A 4,423-nucleotide genomic window follows, 5' to 3' on the forward strand; every position below is an offset into this window, starting at 1 on the left:
GTGCGTGCGCAACGTGGTGCCCGCGCCCCACCTGGCCGGCCGTTTCGCGGGCGCCCACGCCGCGGTGCTGTTCTCGGGCACGCTCAACCCGCAGCGGTTCTATCGCGACATGCTGGGCCTGCCCGCGCAGGCGGCCTGGATCGACGTGGACGCGCCTTTCCGCCCCGAGCAACTGCAGGTGAGGGTGGCGGGCCACGTGTCCACGCGCTATCGCGACCGCGCGCGCTCGCTCGGCCCCATCGCCGACCTGATCGCCGGGCAGTATGCGCGCAGGCCGGGCAACTACCTGGGCTTTCTGAGCAGCTTCGATTACCTGGCCCGGGTGTGCGAGTCCATGCGCGAGCGCCATCCCGAGGTGCCCGTGTGGGCGCAGACGCCGGGCATGGGCGAGGCCGAGCGCGCCGAGTTCCTGGCCCGTTTTACCGAGACGGGGCGCGGGGTGGGGTTTGCCGTGCTGGGCGGGGCGTTTTCCGAAGGCGTGGATCTGCCGGGCGAGCGGCTCATCGGCGCTTTCATCGCCACGCTGGGGCTGCCGCAAGTGAATGCGGTCAACGAGAACATGCGCCGCGCGCTGGACGCGCGCTACGGAGCCGACCAGGGCTACGACTACACCTATCTCTTTCCGGGTCTGCGGAAAGTGGTGCAGGCGGCCGGCCGCGTCATCCGCACGGTGGAAGACCGCGGCAGCGTGCTGCTCATCGACGACCGCTACCGGCGCGCCCGGGTCAGGCGTCTGCTGCCGTCGTGGTGGCGCGTGGAGACCAGTCCGGCTCCTGCGGGCAACGCCCGGGATCGCGGCTGAGGGCAGCCGTGCGCCGCGCAAATGCGGCCGGGTTTGCGGTAATGTCGGGGACGGCGGCCTGTCGGCCGCCATGCAGCAAACCATGCAAAGAACATTGCCGCGCCTGCCGGGCGCGCAACCAGGAGACACAAGCCATGCCCCAAGCCCAGCAACCTCCGGCCGCGCTGAACGACATCGTGGCCATGCCGGCGCACGCGCTGTCGGACGCCATCCGCCAGCGCCGGATATCATGCCGCGAGGTGATGCGGGCCTATCTGGACCATATCGACCGGGTCAACCCCAAGGTGAACGCCATCGTGGCCCGCCGCGACGAGGCCGAGCTGCTGCGCGAGGCCGACGAACGCGACGCGCAGCTCGCGGCCGGCCAGTGGCTGGGCTGGCTGCACGGCATGCCGCAGGCGCCCAAGGATCTGACGGCGGTGCGGGGCATGGTGACCTCCATGGGATCGCTCGTGTTCAAGGACCAGGTGCCGGCGCGCGACTCCATCATCGTGGAGCGCATGCGCCGCGCCGGGGCGATTTTCATCGGGCGCACCAACGTGCCGGAGTTCGGCCTGGGTTCGCACACCTACAACCGCGTGTACGGCACCACCCGCAATCCCTACGACCTGTCGCGCTCGGCCGGGGGCAGCAGCGGCGGGGCGGCCGCCGCGCTCGCCGCCCGCATGCTGCCCGTGGCGGACGGCAGCGACTTCGGCGGCTCGCTGCGCAACCCCGCGGGGTTTTGCAATGTGTATGGTTTCCGCCCCTCGGCCGGCCGGGTGCCCTCGGGGCCGGGCGGCGAGGTGTTCCTGAAGCAGCTTTCCTACGAGGGCCCCATGGGGCGGACCCCGCGCGACGTGGCGCTGCTGCTGTCCGTGCTGGCGGGGCACGATCCGCGCGCGCCCTTGTCGCTGTCGGAAGACCCGTCCGTGTTCCGCGAGCCGCTGGACGCCGATATGCGGGGCAGGCGCGTCGGCTGGCTGGGCGACTGGAACGGCTATCTGCCGATGGAGGACGGCATTCTGGATCTGTGCCGCGACGCGCTGGCCGGCCTGCAGGCCGCCGGCTGCGAGGTGGCGCCGCTGACCGTGCCCTTCGAGGGCGAACGCCTCTGGCGCATCTGGCTCGCGCACCGGCATCTGATGGTGGGCGGCCAGTACCGCGCGCTGTGCGACGACCCGGCCAGGCGCGAACGGGTCAAGCCCGCGCTGATCTGGGAAGTGGAGGGGCTGTCGGGCATGACGGCGCTGGACGTCTACCGCGCCGCGGAAGAGCGCAGCGCCTGGTACGAAGCCGTACTGGCGATGTTCCGCGAAGTGGACTACCTGGCCGTGCCCACGGCGCAGGTGTTTCCCTTCGACGCCGATCTGGACTGGCCCAGGGAAATCGCGGGCCGGCCCATGGATACTTACCACCGCTGGATGGAGGTGGTCACGCCCTGGACCCTGGCCGGATGTCCGGTGATCAGCGTGCCGGCCGGTTTCAACCCGGCCGGGCTGCCCATGGGCATGCAACTCATCGGGCCGCCGCGCGGCGACCTGGCCGTGCTGCGGCTGGCGCATGCCTACGAACGCCAGCGCGACTGGGTGGCGCGGCGTCCGCCGCAGGCGCTCTGGCTGGCGTAGCGCGCCGGCGCCCGCCGCCTACCAGTGCAGCTTGGTGGAGGATTTCACTTCGTGCATGGACAGGGTGGACAGCAATTCTTTCACGCCGGGCAGGGGGCGCAGCCGGTTGCGCACGAATTCCGCGTAGGCATCGAAATCGCGCGCCACGACGTGCAGCAGATAATCGTGCTCGCCCGTGGTGTTGTGGCAGGCCAGCACTTCGGGCAGGGCCTGCACGCCGGCCTCGAACGCGGCGCAGATTTTTTCGGAATGGCTTTCGAGGGAAATGCTGACGAACGCGACCACTCCCATGCCCAGCGCGCGCCGGTCCAGAATGGCCTGGTAGCCCCGGATGATGCCGGACCCTTCAAGGCGCTTGAGCCGCTTCCAGCAGGGCGACGCCGACAGCGATACGCGTTCGGCGAGTTCCGCATTACTGAGCCGCCCATCATCTTGAAGGATTTTCATGATTTTCCAATCGATCGCGTCAAGTTGATGTAACCGGGCAGTATCTTTCATGCTTTTTTTCTGCGGGGAAATAATGTTTCCTATTATCTCCGCACCGCAGTTGATTTGGAAAGGTATTTGCGCGGCAGCCACGGCACACTTGCAGGGGTTCGCAACACTGTGTCTGGCGTTGCGGCGCTATTGTTTTCAAACAGCGCCCCGCGTGCGCCGGGACGGTCGCGCCAATATTACCGGAGGCAATGCCATGAGTTATTCGAGTTATCACAAGAAAGACATTTTCGGCCGTCCGCTGCACGCGGAAACGCAAATGATGTCTTATGGGTTCGACCCTTTTCTGTCCGAGGGCGCGATCAAGCCGCCGGTTTTCCTGACGTCGACGTTCGCATTCCGTTCCGCCGAAGACGGGGCGGAATTCTTCGATCTGGTTTCCGGACGGAAACCCCTGCCGCAGGACGAGGCGGCCGGGCTGGTCTATAGCCGCTTCAATCATCCGAACCTGGAAATCGTGGAAGACCGGCTGGCGCTGCTGGACGGCTCGGAAGCGGCCGCGGTAACGTCCAGCGGCATGTCGGCCATCAGTTCGGTGCTGCTGGCTTTCCTGAAGCCGGGCGATCAGCTGGTGCAGTCGGTGCCGCTGTACGGCGGCACCGAGACACTGATTTCCAAGATATTTCCGCAGTGGGGCGTGGGCTCGCACGCCATTGGCGACGGCCTGTCGGCGCAGTCCATGCGCGAGGCGCTGGAGGCCGCGGCTGCGCAGGGGCCGGTCAAGCTTTTCTATGTGGAAACGCCGGCCAATCCCACCAACGCGCTCGTCGATTTCGCGGCCATGCGGGCCGAGCTGGACGCATTCGAGTCGCGGCACGGCTACCGTCCCACCGCGGTGTGCGACAACACGCTGCTGGGGCCGATTTTCCAGAAGCCCGCCGCGCATGGCGCCGACCTCTGCGTGTATTCGCTCACCAAGTACGTCGGCGGCCATAGCGACCTGGTGGCCGGGGCGGTCACGGGCAGCGCTGCGCGGGTCAGGCAGGTGAAGGCGATACGCAGCGCTTTCGGTTCGCAGCTGGATCCGCATTCCTGCTGGATGATCACGCGCTCCATGGAAACCGTGGTGCTGCGCATGAAGCAGGCGGCGCGCACCGCCAGCAAGGTGGCGCAATGGCTGGCGGGCAACCCGCACGAGCCCGTGCGCCTCTACCATCCGGAGCACGCGTCCGACGCCGCCTATCGCGAGGTGTACAAGCGCCAGTGCGCCGGGCCGGGCTCCACCTTCGCCTTCGAGCTGGAAGGGGGCAGGGCGCGGGCGTTCCGCTTCATCAATGCGCTGCGGCTGTTCAAGTCCGCGGTGAGCCTGGGCGGCACCGAATCGCTGATCTGTCATCCCGCGTCCACCACGCATTCGGGCGTGCCGGCCGCCGAACGCGAGGCGGCCGGCGTGTCCGAAGGGCTGGTGCGCGTGTCCATCGGGCTGGAGCACGAGGAAGACCTGATCGCGGACATGGAGCACGCGCTGGCGGCCGGTTAGCAGGGCGCAGCCCATCCGGCGCGGGCCGCGAGCGCCGGG

Annotated in this window: 4 protein-coding genes; 3 read left to right on the forward strand and 1 reads right to left on the reverse strand. The window is 68.2% G+C overall.

The genetic code is table 11. From position 1 onward, the window contains the following. Together AD428_RS23290 and AD428_RS23295 are read left to right on the forward strand one after the other, a co-directional pair. Positions 1-802 (forward strand): ATP-dependent DNA helicase (locus AD428_RS23290; protein WP_304438967.1); only part of this gene is annotated, 802 nt, incomplete at its 5' end. A 134-nt stretch (positions 803-936) separates the two neighbouring features. Continuing rightward, the gene (locus AD428_RS23295; protein WP_053246731.1) at positions 937-2,409 is read left to right on the forward strand and encodes an amidase; all 1,473 of its coding nucleotides are present in this window, start codon (positions 937-939) and stop codon (positions 2,407-2,409) included. A gap of 18 nt (positions 2,410-2,427) precedes the next feature. Here the strand turns inward: AD428_RS23295 and AD428_RS23300 are convergent, their stop codons facing one another. After that, complete coding sequence (locus tag AD428_RS23300; RefSeq protein ID WP_082308554.1) at positions 2,428-2,907, reverse strand: Lrp/AsnC family transcriptional regulator; 480 nt, start codon at positions 2,905-2,907, stop codon at positions 2,428-2,430. Between the two features lie 193 nt (positions 2,908-3,100). Between AD428_RS23300 and AD428_RS23305 the strand changes: the two genes are divergently transcribed. Then, a complete protein-coding gene (locus AD428_RS23305) occupies positions 3,101-4,384 on the forward strand; it encodes a cystathionine gamma-synthase family protein (protein WP_053246732.1) in 1,284 nt (427 codons plus the stop codon). Positions 4,385-4,423 lie beyond the last annotated feature (39 nt).

The sequence above is a fragment of the Achromobacter sp. DMS1 genome, assembly GCF_001270295.1.

Coding starts and splice junctions, on each gene's coding strand:
- AD428_RS23295 (WP_053246731.1), top strand. CDS start 937: ATGCCCCAAGCCCAGCAACCTCCGGCCGCGCTGAACGACATCGTGGCC.
- AD428_RS23300 (WP_082308554.1), bottom strand. CDS start 2,907: ATGAAAGATACTGCCCGGTTACATCAACTTGACGCGATCGATTGGAAA.
- AD428_RS23305 (WP_053246732.1), top strand. CDS start 3,101: ATGAGTTATTCGAGTTATCACAAGAAAGACATTTTCGGCCGTCCGCTG.